The sequence below is a fragment of the Aurantimonas sp. A3-2-R12 genome (genome assembly GCF_036016755.1).
GTDB lineage: Bacteria > Pseudomonadota > Alphaproteobacteria > Rhizobiales > Rhizobiaceae > Aurantimonas > Aurantimonas coralicida_A.
Genome location: NZ_JAYXIH010000023.1, coordinates 52,547 through 66,626 on the forward strand (window position 1 = coordinate 52,547; position 14,080 = coordinate 66,626).

At 64.1% G+C, this 14,080-nt stretch carries 14 protein-coding genes; 13 read left to right on the forward strand and 1 reads right to left on the reverse strand.

Going from position 1 to position 14,080, the window contains the following annotated elements:
* Positions 1–20 precede the first annotated feature (20 nt).
* From VSX60_RS13280 to glnT, 9 genes are all read left to right on the forward strand, one after another.
* The gene (locus tag VSX60_RS13280; RefSeq protein WP_327624687.1) at positions 21–206 is read left to right on the forward strand and encodes a hypothetical protein; all 186 of its coding nucleotides are present in this window, start codon (positions 21–23) and stop codon (positions 204–206) included.
* The gene (locus VSX60_RS13285; protein WP_327624688.1) at positions 203–1,612 is read left to right on the forward strand and encodes an APC family permease; all 1,410 of its coding nucleotides are present in this window, start codon (positions 203–205) and stop codon (positions 1,610–1,612) included. The genes VSX60_RS13280 and VSX60_RS13285 overlap by 4 nt, the downstream gene beginning before the upstream one ends.
* Positions 1,613–1,627: 15 nt before the next feature.
* Positions 1,628–2,056, forward strand: coding sequence for a universal stress protein (locus VSX60_RS13290; protein ID WP_327624689.1), 429 nt, complete (start codon positions 1,628–1,630; stop codon positions 2,054–2,056).
* Positions 2,053–2,721 carry a hypothetical protein gene (locus VSX60_RS13295; RefSeq protein ID WP_327624690.1) on the forward strand — a complete coding sequence of 223 codons (669 nt, stop codon included), beginning with the start codon at positions 2,053–2,055 and terminating at the stop codon, positions 2,719–2,721. The genes VSX60_RS13290 and VSX60_RS13295 overlap by 4 nt, the downstream gene beginning before the upstream one ends.
* A 5-nt stretch (positions 2,722–2,726) precedes the next feature.
* On the forward strand, positions 2,727–3,026 hold the full coding sequence (locus tag VSX60_RS13300) for a hypothetical protein (protein ID WP_327624691.1): 300 nt from the start codon (positions 2,727–2,729) through the stop codon (positions 3,024–3,026).
* A 108-nt stretch (positions 3,027–3,134) separates the two neighbouring features.
* Positions 3,135–4,031: a class II glutamine amidotransferase gene (locus tag VSX60_RS13305; RefSeq protein WP_327624692.1), complete on the forward strand. Its 897-nt coding sequence runs from the start codon at positions 3,135–3,137 to the stop codon at positions 4,029–4,031.
* Position 4,032: 1 nt separating this feature from the next.
* Entirely contained in the window at positions 4,033–4,710 is a 678-nt protein-coding gene (locus VSX60_RS13310; RefSeq protein ID WP_327624693.1) for a GXGXG domain-containing protein, read from the forward strand.
* Positions 4,711–4,720: 10 nt separating this feature from the next.
* The gene (locus tag VSX60_RS13315; protein ID WP_327624694.1) at positions 4,721–6,061 is read left to right on the forward strand and encodes an FMN-binding glutamate synthase family protein; all 1,341 of its coding nucleotides are present in this window, start codon (positions 4,721–4,723) and stop codon (positions 6,059–6,061) included.
* 35 nt (positions 6,062–6,096) lie between these two features.
* Complete coding sequence (glnT, locus tag VSX60_RS13320; RefSeq protein ID WP_327624695.1) at positions 6,097–7,404, forward strand: type III glutamate--ammonia ligase; 1,308 nt, start codon at positions 6,097–6,099, stop codon at positions 7,402–7,404.
* Here glnT and VSX60_RS13330 read toward each other — a convergent pair.
* Positions 7,325–8,593 carry a GlxA family transcriptional regulator gene (locus VSX60_RS13330; protein WP_442873100.1) on the reverse strand — a complete coding sequence of 423 codons (1,269 nt, stop codon included), beginning with the start codon at positions 8,591–8,593 and terminating at the stop codon, positions 7,325–7,327. The two genes, glnT and VSX60_RS13330, sit on opposite strands and share 80 nt — an antisense overlap.
* A gap of 48 nt (positions 8,594–8,641) precedes the next feature.
* On the opposite strand from VSX60_RS13330, the gene VSX60_RS13335 reads away from it, so the two are divergent.
* The 4 genes from VSX60_RS13335 (at position 8,642) to VSX60_RS13350 (ending at position 13,844) form a co-directional block, all read left to right on the forward strand.
* The gene (locus tag VSX60_RS13335; RefSeq protein ID WP_327624696.1) at positions 8,642–9,892 is read left to right on the forward strand and encodes a sarcosine oxidase subunit beta family protein; all 1,251 of its coding nucleotides are present in this window, start codon (positions 8,642–8,644) and stop codon (positions 9,890–9,892) included.
* Positions 9,893–9,992: 100 nt separating this feature from the next.
* Positions 9,993–10,280 carry a sarcosine oxidase subunit delta gene (locus VSX60_RS13340; protein WP_327624697.1) on the forward strand — a complete coding sequence of 96 codons (288 nt, stop codon included), beginning with the start codon at positions 9,993–9,995 and terminating at the stop codon, positions 10,278–10,280.
* The gene (locus VSX60_RS13345; protein ID WP_327624698.1) at positions 10,277–13,282 is read left to right on the forward strand and encodes a sarcosine oxidase subunit alpha family protein; all 3,006 of its coding nucleotides are present in this window, start codon (positions 10,277–10,279) and stop codon (positions 13,280–13,282) included. The genes VSX60_RS13340 and VSX60_RS13345 overlap by 4 nt, the downstream gene beginning before the upstream one ends.
* A complete protein-coding gene (locus tag VSX60_RS13350) occupies positions 13,275–13,844 on the forward strand; it encodes a sarcosine oxidase subunit gamma (protein WP_327624699.1) in 570 nt (189 codons plus the stop codon). The genes VSX60_RS13345 and VSX60_RS13350 overlap by 8 nt, the downstream gene beginning before the upstream one ends.
* Positions 13,845–14,080: the final 236 nt, after the last annotated feature.

The following is a 14,080-nucleotide window of genomic DNA, read 5'->3' on the forward strand; positions in this document are numbered from 1 at the left end:
AATGGGGGAGGGAAAAACCGATGTGGGTTCTACTAGAATATGCGGCGTGGGCGGTGTCAGCAAGCCTGCTCTTGTGGATGGTAGTGGACGCCGTGCGCGTCAATCGCGAGTTCGATGAGGAAACCCTGATGTCGTCGCGCGAGGGGATCGACGAGCTTCTGGAGCATGGCGACGTGCCGGAAGCGCGCGGGGGGGCCGGGCAATGACCGATCAGACGGCGAACAGAACTGCGGCGGTGGCCGCGAAATCGGAACGAATTGGCCTCCTGCGCGTGCTGGGTCCGGTGCATGTCTGGGCGCTTGGCGTGGGCATCGTCCTCGTCGGCGAGTTCATGGGCTGGAATTTTTCGGTCGGCAAGGGTGGCGCGCTGGGCGCGCTGATCGCCTGCTGGGTCATCGGCCTGCTTTACACCTGCGTCGCGATGATCGACTCCGAGGTGACCTCTACCGTGGCCGCGGCCGGCGGCCAATACGCGCAAGCCAAGCACATCATGGGGCCGCTGATGGCCTTCAATGTCGGGCTCTATCTGGTCATGGCCTACACCATGCTGGAGGCCGCCGATGCCCTGATCGTTGGCGATCTGATGGTGATCCTGGCGGAGCAGACGGGTTACACGGATCTCGATCCGCGACCGTTCGTGGTGCTGATCATCGCGCTGCTGGCGTTTCTGAATTATCGCGGCGTGTTCATGACGCTGTCGCTGAATTTCGTCATCACCGCGGCCGCCTTCGTATCGATCCTCATCCTTTTCATCGGTGTTCAGCCCTGGAATCCCGGCGCCGTATTGCAGCATGCCGGTCTGTTGACCGATCTGCCCTATGGTTGGATCGGGGTGATCGCGTCGTTCCAGTTCGGCATCTGGTATTATCTCGGTATCGAGGGAACGTGTCAGGCGGCCGAGGAGGTGCGCTCCCCCAGCCGGTCGCTGCCGCTCGGTACGATGACCGGGATCATGACACTGCTGATCGCGGCGACCTTGACGTGGTACGTATCCTCCGGGCTGCTGCCTTGGGAGTATCTCGGTCAGGCGGTCGTCCCGCTCTACGACGCGGCGCGAATGACCGGCAGCACGACGCTCCAGGTGTTCCTGTTCATCGGTACGATGTTCGCGGCGACGGCCTCTGCCAATGGCTGCATCAACGACGCCTCGCGGGCCTGGTTCTCCATGGGACGCGACCGCTACATGCCCAATTGGTTCGGGGCGGTGCACCCGCGCTATCGCACACCCTACCGATCGATCCTGATCCTGATCCCGATCGCCGTGTCCTTCGCCTTCACCGGGCTCTTGGACCAGGTGATCACCTTCTCGATCCTGTCCGGTCTCCTTGGCTATACCTTCATGCCGATCAACATGATTCTGTTCCGGCGCAAATGGCCTCTGGGCACGATCCGGCGGGGCTATGTGCATCCGCTGCACCCCTTGCCGGCGATCGTGTTGATGGTGCTGTGCGTGACCACCTTCTTTGCGACCTATCTCGGCTTTGGAGCCCAACTGCTGGCGATGATGGCGTTCTACGTCGTGGCCTCGGTCTGGTTCACCATGCGCCGCTACAAATATGTCCGACGGTCCGACCAGTTCACCATGAACTGGCCGAAGCCGGTCGGCTACTGAGGCGGGAGAAGAGCCATGATGAAATATGTGCTTTGCGCCATAGACGGTTCGCGCGCCTCCCAGCGGGCGGTGGATTTTGCGGTCGGCATGGCCGCAAACTTCGGGGCTGCGGTTCGGTTCATTACCGTCACGGCCGTGACCCAGGCCAGTGCAGCCAAGAGCCCGTTCTGGGACACGCGGCTGTTCGACGCGGGCGAGACGTTGATCGCCCGCGAGCAAACCCACGCGATGGAAGCGGCGGCCGCCAAGGGCGTGACGAAAGCCAGTTGCGCCACCGTTAATGGACGGGATGTCGCCACGGCGATCGTGGCCTATGCGCAGGAGCACGGGTTCGATCATATCGTCATGGGCACGTCGGGACATTCGGTGCTGGAAAGGCTGTTGACGGGGTCGGTGGTCGACGACGTTCTGAATCAGCCACATCCACCCGTCACGGTCGTATGATCGGGGCGGGCGCCTTTGCGGCGGCTGCCGCCGGGAGCGCGGCACTCGGCTGGATGTACCATCGCGACCGAACCCGCGTGATCGCCCATCGCAGATCGGTGTTCGAGGAGTGTCGGGGGCTGCTGGACGATGCCGAGCTGTCCCAGGACGGGGCGGACTATCCGCGTCTGACAGGCCGCCGGGATGAGGTTCCGGTCGAACTGCGGCTGCTCGCCGACACCATCCAGCTGCGCAAGCTGCCGGTGCTGTGGCTGCTGGTGACGATCCGGCAGCCGCTGAAGATCGCCGGGGTCTTCGACATGCTGATCCGGCCCGACAACTCGGAATATTATTCGCCGCACGACCGGTTGCGCACGGTTTTGCCAGCGCCGCCGGATTGGCCGGCGGACGCGGTGGTACGCTGCGACCGGCCGGATGCGGTCGCGCCGTTGCTCGATCGTCTCACCCCGCATGTGCGCGCCTTTACCGAGGAAGGGCGGGGCAAGGAGCTTTTTCTCGCCCCGCGCGGCCTGCGGCTGGTCTACCGCATCGACGAGAGTCGACGTGGACATTACCTGGCGACCCGCCAACCGCGGTTCGACAATGACCGGCTGGCGCGTGCCACGGTCGAGGACCTCATTGCCCGCGGCTTCGCGCTGGCCGCTGATATGTCGCGCGAGCACTGAGCCGGATGGCTGCCCCCCCTCGCGATCGTCCCCCGCATCATCCCTACACCGTCCTCGCGGTGTCGCTGGTCCTGACGGGCATGGGGCAGGTGCTGAATGGACAGGCGCAGCGGGGCCTGATGATGGCATTCACCGCGCTGGGGCTCGCATGGGTGAGCTACAACCTGACCACGCCCGAGATCAGTTTCGTTGGACGCTATGCGGGCGGGCTCATGATCCATGCCGTCGCCCTGATGGACGCTTACAAGTTCGCCCGGCTGCGATGGCAGCAGTGGCAGCTGGCGCAAGGAAAACAAGACGCGTGAACGACGCTTTCTGTTTTCTATGATGAAAATAAATTTCCTAACAGTTGATTTCCACTGGCGTTGGTGTTTATGTCTGCCTGGAACGTTTGCGAGAAAGGTGCGAAGCCGATGTGCGGTATCGTTGGGCTATTTCTGAAGGACCGGTCGCTTGAGCCGAAGCTTGGCGAAATGCTGACCGAGATGCTGGTGACCATGACCGATCGCGGCCCGGATAGCGCCGGGATCGCGATCTACGGGAAAAACGGTGATGGGCACGCGAAACTGACGTTGCAGGCTGAAAACCCGGACGTGGAATTCGCCGATCTGGCCGCCGACATGGGCGCGGCGATCGACGCCGAGGTCGAGATCCGGTGCAAGGACACGCACGCGGTGCTGAAAATTCCGAGCGACAAGATGGGCGAGGCGCGGCGCGCGTTGGCCGAACTTCGCCCGAATGTTCGGGTGATGAGCGCCGGCGACAACATCGAAATCTACAAGGAAGTCGGGCTGCCGAAGGATGTCGCTGCGCGGTTTGGCCTATCCGCCATGGCGGGAAGTCACGGCATTGGCCACACCCGGATGGCGACGGAATCCAAGGTCAATACGCTGGGCGCACACCCCTATTCGACCGGCCCGGACCAGTGCCTGGTGCACAATGGTTCACTGTCGAACCACAATGGACTGCGGCGCAAGCTGGTGCGTGAAGGCATGTCGTTCGAGACCGAGAACGATACCGAAGTCGCTGCCGCCTATCTGAGCCACAAGCTGCGGACCGGCAGCAATCTCAGGGAGGCATTGGAAGCCAGTCTGGACGATCTGGACGGGTTCTTCACCTTCGTGGTCGGAACCAAGGACGGGTTCGGCGTCGTGCGCGATCCGATCGCCTGCAAGCCCGCCGTCATGGCCGAAACCGACCAATATGTTGCCTTCGGCAGCGAATATCGCGCGCTGGTCAACCTGCCGGGCATCGAGAACGCCAAGGTATGGGAGCCCGAGCCTGCCACCGTCTATTTCTGGGAACATTGAGATGCAGACGATTGATCTTGCCGAGACCACCCTGCGCGAGCTGAATTCCGTTTTGCAGGCGCAGCGCGATAACACCAACCAGACCGCCTGGACCGTCGAAAATCCGCGCGGCGGACATGCGTTGGCTGTGGGACTCGACGCGCCGATCGAGGTCACGGTCAGGGGCTCCACGGGCTACTACTGCGCCGGCATGAACAAGCAGGCCACCGTGAGGGTCGAAGGTTCGGCGGGACCTGGCGTTGCCGAAAACATGATGTCGGGCAGCGTCATTATCGACGGCGATGCCAGCCAGTATGCCGGCGCGACGGGTCGGGGCGGATTGCTGGTCATCAAGGGCAATGCCGCCTCGCGGTGCGGCATCTCGATGAAGGGCATCGACATCGTCGTCCATGGCAATATCGGCCACATGTCGGCGTTCATGGCGCAGGCTGGCAACCTCGTGGTCTTGGGCGATGCGGGCGACGCGCTTGGCGACTCGCTCTACGAGGCCCGCCTTTTCGTGCGCGGCAAGGTGAAAAGCCTGGGCGCGGACTGCATCGAAAAGGAGATGCGCCCCGAGCATCTGGATATCCTTCGCGACCTCCTGGAGCGTGCCGGCGCCGACGCGCGGCCCGAAGAGTTCAAGCGCTACGGGTCGGCGCGTCAGCTCTATAATTTCCACATCGACAATGCTTACTGAGGAGACGGAGATGAAAGACGCTCCCCCGCACGCCGTGCCACGGACCGAGCCACGGCAATCCTGGACCTTCAGCAACAGCGTCAATGCCGAAATCCGCCGCGCGGCGGCGACGGGTCTCTATGACATCCGCGGCGGTGGCTCCAAACGGCAGCTGCCGCATTTCGACGACCTCCTGTTTCTCGGCGCGTCGATCTCGCGCTATCCGCTCGAAGGTTATCGCGAGAAATGCGGAACCAGCGTCACCTTGGGCACGCGGTACGCGAAAAAGCCCATCGAGCTGAAAATTCCCGTTACTATCGCCGGAATGAGTTTCGGCTCGCTCTCGGCCCACGCCAAGGAGGCACTGGGTCGCGGCGCGTCCGCCGCAGGAACCTCGACGACCACCGGCGACGGCGGGATGACCGAGGAGGAGCGCGGGCATTCCGACAGGCTCGTCTATCAGGTTCTGCCGTCCCGCTATGGGATGAATCCCGACGATCTGCGCCGCGCCGATGCGATCGAGGTGGTCGTGGGGCAGGGTGCCAAGCCCGGTGGCGGCGGCATGCTCCTCGGGCAGAAGATCACCGAGCGCGTGGCTGGGATGCGGACGCTGCCGGTGGGTATCGATCAGCGCTCGGCCTGTCGTCACCCCGACTGGACGGGGCCGGACGATCTCGAGATCAAGATTCTCGAGATCCGCGAGATCACTGGCTGGGAGAAGCCGATCTATGTGAAGATCGGTGGCGCGCGGCCGTATTACGACACTACGCTGGCGGTGAAAGCCGGTGCGGACGTGGTCGTGCTGGACGGCATGCAAGGCGGCACCGCTGCGACGCAGGACGTCTTCATCGAGCACGTCGGCCAGCCGATCCTTGCGTGTATCCGTCCAGCGGTACAGGCGCTCCAGGACATGGGTATGCATCGCGAGGTGCAATTGATCGTCTCCGGCGGCATTCGAACCGGCGCGGATGTCGCCAAGGCGCTGGCGCTTGGCGCTGACGCGGTTGCCATCGGGACGGCAGCCCTGGTCGCGCTGGGCGACAACGATCCCGTCTGGGAGGAGGAATACCGCAAGCTCGGAACGGTGGCGGGAGCCTATGACGACTGGCAGGAAGGTCGTGACCCGGCTGGGATCACGACCCAGGATCCGGAGCTGATGGAACGCCTGGACCCGCTGGCGGCGGGTCGGAGGCTGCACAACTATCTTTCGGTCCTGACCCTGGAAGCCCAGACGATCGCCCGGGCCTGCGGACACAATCACGTCCACAATCTGGAGCCGGAGGATCTGTGCGCCCTGACCGTGGAAGCCGCGGCCATGGCGCGCGTGCCGCTGGCGGGGACTTCCTGGATACCGGGACAGTCCGGATACTGAACGAGAAAATGATGATGGGGAGGGGACGGTAGAATATGGCTGCGGATCTCGCAAAATTCGCCAAGGATAAAGGCGTCAAATACTTCATGGTGTCGTTCACCGACCTGTTCGGTGGGCAGCGCGCCAAGATCGTGCCTGCCCGATCAATCGCCAAGACGCAAAAGGACGGTGCCGGCTTTGCCGGCTTCGCCACCTGGCTGGATCTGACGCCGGCGCATCCGGACATGCTGGGGGTGCCCGATCCTGACGGCGTTATCCAACTGCCCTGGAAGCCAGACACCGCCTGGGTTCCGGCGAATTGCGTCATGGAGGACGCGCCGGTTGCCCACGCGCCGCGCAATGTCCTCAATCGTTTGGTGAAGGAAGCCGCCGCCGAGGGATTGCGTGTCAAGACCGGTATCGAGGTAGAGTTCTTCCTGCTGACGCCCGATGGCCAGCAGCTGGCGGACTCCCACGATAGCGCGGCCAAGCCCTGCTATGACCAGCTCGCCATCATGCGGCAGGCGGACCTGATCGGCGAAGCGCTCGACCATATGAGCGAGCTCGGCTGGGGGCCTTACCAGGCCGACCACGAGGACGCGAACGGCCAGTACGAAATGAACTGGGATTTCGACGACGCCATCGCCACTGCCGACAAGCACTCCTTCTTCAAGTTCATGATTCGCTCGCTCGCCGAAAAATACGGCATGCGCGCGACCTTCATGCCCAAGCCGATCGAAGGGCTGACCGGCAACGGCGCGCATGTGCACGTCTCGGTCTGGGACTCCACCGGCAAGACCAACCTCTTTGCCGACGCGAGCAAGGAGATGGGGATGTCGGATACCTGCCGGTATTTCCTCGGCGGCATCATGAAGCACGCCTCGGCGCTTGCGGCGATCACCAATCCGACGGTCAACTCCTACAAGCGCATCAACGCGCCCCGCACGACATCCGGCGCGACCTGGGCGCCGAATACAGTCACCTGGTCGGGCAACAACCGCACCCACATGGTGCGCGTGCCGGGACCAGGCCGGTTCGAGCTGCGGCTGCCGGACGGGGCGGCAAACCCTTATCTGCTGCAGGCGGTGATTATCGCGGCGGGTCTCGACGGAGTGCGGACCAAGGCCGATCCGGGCAAGCGCTACGACATCGACATGTACCAGAACGGTCATACGGTGAAGGATGCCCCGATCCTGCCGCTGAACCTTTTGGACGCGCTGCGGACCTTCGACAAGGATCAGAGCCTGAAAGCGGCGATGGGCGAGGAGTTCTCCAACGCCTACATCAAGCTGAAGATGCAGGAGTGGAATTCCTTCGTGAGCCATTTTTCCCAGTGGGAACGCAAGAACACCCTGGATATCTGAGGCTGCGCGCCGGTTTGCCCCGACGTTCGGCTATTCGGACGAATTTCATCCCACTTATCCAAGCTGCGTCTTTGCGCGCCCGGTGCCTTCTTGGGGAGGCCGGGCGCGCAAACTCGACGGGGCACGACCGAAAACCTCGCGAAACGCCGTGGAAAAATGGGCGGAATTCGCGAAGCCGGTCGCCAGCGCGATTTCGGTCAGCGACAGGGTGGACTGGGTCAAAAGATTGCCGGCCTTGCCCAGCCTGAGTTCGCGGTNAATTCGCGAAGCCGGTCGCCAGCGCGATTTCGGTCAGCGACAGGGTGGACTGGGTCAAAAGATTGCCGGCCTTGCCCAGCCTGAGTTCGCGGTAGAACGTCATTGTGCTGCGGCCCAGCTTTTGACGGAAAAGCCGGTTGAGCTGCCGGGGGCCGATGCCCGAAAGCTGTGCCAGCTGTGCCAACTCCAGCGGATCGGCCACATGGTTTTCCATCATTTCGATCGACTGGATCAAGGCCGGATCGTTCGTCCCATAGCGTTCCACGAGACCGGCGCGTTGCGGCCCTCCGGAGGGACGGATTTCGGTGTGCATGAACCAGTCGCTGACCTGGCGGGCGAAGGCGGGACCATGATGCACGTTGATCAATGCGTGCATCATATCGAGCGGCGCGGTGCCGCCAGCGCAGGTGATCCGGTCGCGATCCATGACGTAGAGCGTACGTTCCACCATCAATGCCGGGGATATTTCCGCCAGGGTTGGCGCATGTTCCCAGTGGACGGTCATGCGTCGGCCCTCCATCAGTCCGGCAAGCGCGAGAATGACAGGGCCGCCCGACACCCCGCCCAGACGAACGCCGTGCCGCGCGAGTTGCCGCAGCCAGTTGAACACCCGTTCATCGGCGAAGGTGCCCGGATCGCCGCCCGCCACGACGAGAACGAGATCGAAGTCGACGTCACGTCCAAGTTGGGCGGATGCCGCGACCATCGATCCGCTCGAACTGATGCCGTGCGCATCCCCGACGGTCAGGTGGCGAATGTCGTAAACGGTTCGATCGGCCAGTAGATTCGCGGCCCGAAGCGGCTCGACCGCTGACGCGTAAGACATCAGCGCAAAGCCGTCGATCAGCAGGAATCCAATTCGGAAGGCGCCGGGCTGCTCCATTGTCATGACCATAATCTGTAATATTCCGTCTTTATGGGGAAAGTCCATCCAGCCGGCGAGGGCTCAGTATCGATCAGCAAGCAAGGGCGGAGACCAATGCGATATTCGCTGCTGAAAATTCTCACCGAGGGGCTGACTGGCAACCGGGGCTGGCCGCCGGTCTGGCGGGAGCCCGAGCCGAAGACCGACTACGACGTCGTTATCGTCGGCGCAGGCGGGCATGGGCTGGCAACCGCCTATTACCTTGCCAAGGAATTCGGCATCACCAACGTCGCGGTGCTGGAGAAGGGTTGGCTCGGCTCCGGTAATATCGGCCGCAACACGACGATCATCCGATCCAACTATCTGTTGCCCGGTAACGAGCCGTTCTACGAATTCTCGATGAAGCTCTGGGAAGGCCTGGAGCAGGATTTCAATTACAACGCGATGGTCTCCCAGCGGGGAGTCCTCAACCTCGGTCACAGCGACGCGCAGCGCGATGCCTTCGCGCGGCGGGGCAATGCCATGCGGCTGGCCGGTTCCGACGCGGTCCTTCTCGATACCGAGGCGGTCCGCGAAATGTGTCCCTTCCTCGACTTCGACAACGCCCGCTTTCCGATCAAGGGCGGGCTTTGGCAGCCGCGCGGCGGCACCGTCCGCCATGACGCGGTCGCCTGGGGTTATGCGCGCGGCGCCGACAGTCGCGGCGTCGACATCATCCAGAACTGCGAGGTCACCGGTTTCCAGATCGAGAACGGGATCTGCCGGGGCGTCGAGACCACCCGCGGCAAGATCCGCGCCAAGAAGGTCGCCGTCTGTGTCGCCGGCTCGTCGGGCCGGGTGATGGAAAAGGCCGGCATGCGCCTGCCGATCGAAAGCCACGTCCTGCAGGCTTTCGTCTCGGAGGGGCTGAAGCCGGTCATTCCGGGCGTCATCACCTTCGGCGCCGGTCATTTCTACGTCAGCCAGTCCGACAAGGGCGGCCTCGTCTTCGGCGGCGATCTCGACGGCTACAACAGCTACGCCCAGCGCGGCAATTTGCCGGTGGTGGAGGATGTCTGCGAGGGCGGCATGGCGATCATGCCGATGATCGGCCGCGCGCGGCTCCTGCGCATGTGGGGCGGCATCATGGACATGTCGATGGATGGCTCGCCCTTCATCGACAAGACCGATATCGGCGGCCTCTATTTCAATGGCGGCTGGTGCTATGGCGGCTTCAAGGCAACGCCCGCGTCGGGCTACTGCTACGCGCATCTCCTGGCCCGCGACGAACCCCATCCGACAGCGGCCGCCTATCGGCTCGACCGCTTCCGCCGTGGCGCGATGATCGACGAAAAAGGCCAGGGCGCGCAGCCCAATCTGCACTGAGCCCAATCTGCATTGAGGACGTAACCATGCCGACGGTCGATACCCATCCATTCCCGGTCGGGACGCAGGCGGCAGCGCCGAGCGGGAGGAGCAAAGCGAAATGATCATCGACCACCCCCTTCTCGGCCCCCGCGACGCGGCGGAATTCGTGTATCTCGGCGACGCCGCGCTGATCGACCGGCCCGATCCGCAGGACGACGGCGCGAGCGAGAAATTCCATGATTATCTCTACTTGCGGGATAACCCGGCCGGCTTGCATCGCGAGCTCTGGTATCATGAACAGGGCGATCGCTCCTGGCTGGTCCTGACCCGCAACACGCTGACACACGAGATCACGTCGGTCGAACTGGCGCGCGACGTCGCCTTGGCACGGGGGCGGAGAGCATGACCGACAGCCGAACACCCACCGCAACGCCCGGCCCGGTCGAAGCCGGGACCGGTGCCACGCAACCCTTTCGAGTCCAGGGCGGTCTGATCGAGCGGACCGGTGGCGTCCGTTTCAGCTTCAACGGAACATCGTTCCAGGGCCATGACGGCGACACGCTCGCCTCCGCGCTGCTCGCCAATGGTGTCCGCGTGGTCGGCCGTTCGTTCAAGTATCATCGGCCCCGCGGCATCTTTTCGGCGGGGTCGGAAGAGCCGAACGCGCTGGTCCAGTTGCGCCGAGGAGCCCATCAGGAGCCCAACACGCGCGCCACCACGGTAGAGCTGTTCGACAATCTGGAGGCCACCAGCCAGAACCATCGCGGTCCGCTCGGCTTCGACCTGATGGCGGCAAGCGACCTGCTGTCACCCTTCCTGTCGGCCGGCTTCTACTACAAGACATTCATGTGGCCGAAGGCGTTCTGGGAGAAATTCTACGAGCCGCTGATCCGCAATTCGGCCGGGCTCGGCCGGCTCTCCATGGAGCCCGATCCGGACAGCTACGACAAGGGTTTCCTGCACTGCGACGTTCTGGTGATCGGCGCGGGACCTGCGGGCCTCGCCGCAGCGCTGGCGGCAGGGCGCGCCGGGGCACGAGTGATCCTCGCGGACGAGGATTTCCGGCTTGGCGGCCGGCTGAACGCCGAGACGTTGGCCGTCGACGGCCAGCCTGGCTCGGACTGGGCCGATCAGGCGGGCGCCGAGTTGGGGGCCATGGCCAACGTTCGCGTGATGCCCCGCACGACCGTTTACGGCGCCTTCGACCACGGCACTTACGGCGCGCTCGAGCGCAAGACCGACCATCTTCCCGTATCCGGCGGAAAGCCACGGCAGGTGCTCTGGCGCATTCACGCGAAGCGCGCGATCCTTTGCGCCGGTGCGACGGAAAGACCGATCGCCTTTGGCAACAACGATCGCCCCGGCGTGATCATGGCGGGTGCCGTGCGGGCCTATGCGAACCGATGGGCGGTCGCGGCCGGCAAGCGGATCGCCGTTTTCACCAACAATGACGACGGCTGGCGGACGGCGGCCGATCTGGCCGCCAAGGGCGTCGAGATCGCCGCCGTGATCGATACCCGCCCCGGCGCGGCCCGCGCCAAGCTGCCGGGTGCGTCGATCCATATGGGCGACGCGGTCATGGACACGTCGGGTCGCATGGGAATCCGCCAGATCAAGCTTGCCGGCGGCGCGAGCATATCGGCCGATTGTCTCGCCGTCTCAGGCGGTTGGAACCCGAACGTCCACCTGACCTGCCATCAGGGCGGGCGGCCTGAATGGCGGGACGACATCGCGGCGTTCGTGCCGGGGAAGAATCTTCCTGTCGGCATGGCGGTGGCGGGCGCGGCGAACGGCTCCCAGTCGCTCGCGTCTGCCCTCTTGGAGGGAAGCCAAAGGGCCGATCAAGCGGTCGAGGCTCTCGGCTTCCCTCCCTCGCGCCAGAATCCCCCGACAGCGGAAGACGAGGCGGTCGCGGTGTCGGCCTTCTGGCATGTCAGGCAAAGTCGCTCGCGCGCCTGGGTCGATCAGCAGAACGACGTGACCATCAAGGATGTGACGCTCGCCCACAAAGAGGGATTCCGCTCCGTCGAGCATCTGAAGCGCTACACCACCCTTGGCATGGCGACCGATCAGGGCAAGACGGCGAATGTTCTCGGACTTGCCATCATGGCCGAGATCGCCGGCCGGAGCATCCCCGAGACCGGCACTACGATCTTCCGTCCGCCCTACACGCCGGTGGCGATCGGCGCCCTGGCGGGCCGGTCGCGGGGCAAGGATTTTCGTCCCTATCGCCTGACCCCCAGCCACGATTGGGCCAAGGAGCAGGGCGCGGTGTTCGTCGAGACGGGAGCCTGGCTCCGCGCCCAGTGGTTCCCCCGCTCCGGTGAGACGCACTGGCGGCAGAGCGTCGACCGCGAGGTGGAAAAGACGCGAGGCTCGGTCGGAATCTGCGACGTGACCACGCTCGGCAAGGTCGACATCCAGGGTCGGGACGCGGCGGAATTCCTCAACAAGGTCTACGCCAACGGCTTTGCCAAGCTGGCCGTCGGCAGGACCCGCTACGGGATCATGCTGCGCGAGGACGGCATTGTGATGGACGATGGCACCACTGCCCGCCTGTCCGAGACGCATTTCGTGATGACCACGACGACGGCAAACGCGGGCAGCGTATTCCGGCATCTGGAGTTCTGCCGCCAGTGCCTCTGGCCCGGTCTCGACGTTCATCTGATCTCCACCACCGACGGCTGGGCTCAATATGCGGTGGCCGGACCGAACGCCCGCAACCTCATCCGCAAGGTCGTCGATGCGGAGCACGATGTCTCCAACGAGGCCTTCCCGTTCATGGCCTGCGGCGAGCTCACCGTGTGCGGGGGCACGCCGGCGCGGCTGTTCCGCATCTCCTTCTCGGGCGAGCTTGCCTATGAGATCGCGGTACCGACCCGCTATGGCGACGCCATGATCCGCGCGCTGATGGCGGCCGGCGAGGAATTCGACGTGGTTCCCTACGGCACCGAAGCGCTCGGCGTCATGCGCATCGAGAAGGGCCACGCGGCAGGCAACGAACTGACCGGCCAGACCACCGCCCGCGATCTCGGCCTCGGCCGCATGGTTTCCAAGCAGAAGGATTGCATCGGCAACGTCCTGTCCGAGCGGCCTGACCTCAACCGCGAAGACGGCCTCCGCCTGGTCGGATTCCGTCCGGTCGATCGCGCCGAAAGCCTCACGGCCGGCGCGCATTTCCTCCAGCGGGGCAGCGCGGCGACGACGGAGAACGACGAAGGTTGGATGACGTCGGTGACCTATTCGCCGTCGCTCGGCCATTCGATCGGTCTCGGCTTCATCAAGCGAGGCGAGGCGCGCGGGGGCGAGATCGTCCGCGCAATGGATTTCGTGCGCGGCAAGGAGATCGCGGTCGAAATCGTCTCACCGCATTTCATCGACCCTGAAGGAGAGCGGCTCCGTGTCTGACTTCACGCTTACGGCGAAGCCGGCGCTTGGCGGCTACCGGCAGAATTTTGGCGGAATCACGCTCAGTGAACATCCGGATATCGCCATCGTGTCCATCGCCACGCCGCTCGGCGGCGAGACGGCTCTCGTGCAAGCGGTGACCGGCGGCTTTGGCGCAAGTCCGCCCCCGGTCGGGGGGACGACGCTGTCGAGCGATGGCCGGATTCGCTTGCTGGGCATGGCTCCGGGCCAGGTCTTCGCCGTCTTCGAACATGATGGCGCGAATGCCCGCGCGCTTGTCGACGGCAAGCTGGAAGGCGCCGCCTATACCACCGACCAGACCGATGTCTGGGTCGCGCTTCGGATCGATGGACAGCGGACCCGCGCGGCGCTGGAGCGGATCTGTCCGCTCGACCTTCATCCGGGCGCTTTTCCGGAAGGAAGGGTGGCGCGAACGGTGATGGAGCATCTCGGGGTGATCATTCTCCGCGAGGGTCCGGACGCCTTCCTTCTGCTCTCGGCGCGATCCTCGGCGGGGTCGTTTCTTCACGCGGTCGAGACTTCGATCCAGAACGTGATGTGAGCCATCGCGACAACAGCAAACGCAGCGGCGGGCACGGTCTTGAGACCGGGCCAGAGCAAACAAGCGTTGCGCAACAACAATAAAATCGGGCCACGGCCCAAGCACGGAATGGGAGGACAAACAGACCATGGCGTTCAAGACCGACATTGAGATTGCCCGCGAGGCGAAGAAGCTGCCGATCCAGGAGATCGGGGCGAAGCTGGGGATCGGGCTCGAGGATCTGGTGCCTTACGGGC